The 617-nt window shown below is 63.2% G+C and carries 1 protein-coding gene; it reads left to right on the forward strand.

Translation table 11 applies throughout. The features are described from left to right. Positions 1 to 617, forward strand: a 617-nt coding sequence (locus tag NC856_RS17670; RefSeq protein ID WP_264091707.1) for an Ig-like domain-containing protein, incomplete at both ends; no start/stop codon positions are given.

Here is a 617-nt window from a genome sequence, read left to right on the forward strand (position 1 = left end):
CAGCGTGAACGGCACGGCGGAGGCAGGCAGCACCGTGACGATCACGTTGCCGGATACCAGTACAGTGGGCACGACGGCAGCAGCCAACGGCACCTGGAGTATAGCGCTGCCAGAGGCGTTAAGCGCAGGTGAAACGGTCACGGTGACCGCTACGGATGAAGCGGGCAATACGTCAACACCGTTGACCCTAATCGCACCCGATCTTTCGGGACCGGACACGACACCGCCGGAAGCGCCGGAAGCGGCGGTGAGTGGGGATGGCCTGACGGTCAGCGGCACTGCCGAGCCGGATAGTACGGTGAGCGTCACGTTGCCGGACAACACGATATTAACGGCGACCGCCGATGTATTTGGCGTGTACAGCGTAGCATTGCCGGTTGCGCTGACCAATGGAGAGACGGTCACGGTGACCGCCACGGATGAAGCGGGTAACGTGTCAGCATCAACCACGGTGATTGCCCCGGACACCACCGCGCCATCCTCACCGGCTGATCTTCTGGTCGCAGAAGATGGCGCGTCGGTCAGCGGTACGGCGGAAGCCGGCAGTACGGTCACGATCAGCGATGCGGCAGGCAATGTGCTGGGCAGCGTCACGGCAGGGAGCGACGGCAGCTTTA

This window comes from Brenneria izbisi, from assembly GCF_025840185.1.
GTDB lineage: Bacteria > Pseudomonadota > Gammaproteobacteria > Enterobacterales > Enterobacteriaceae > Brenneria > Brenneria izbisi.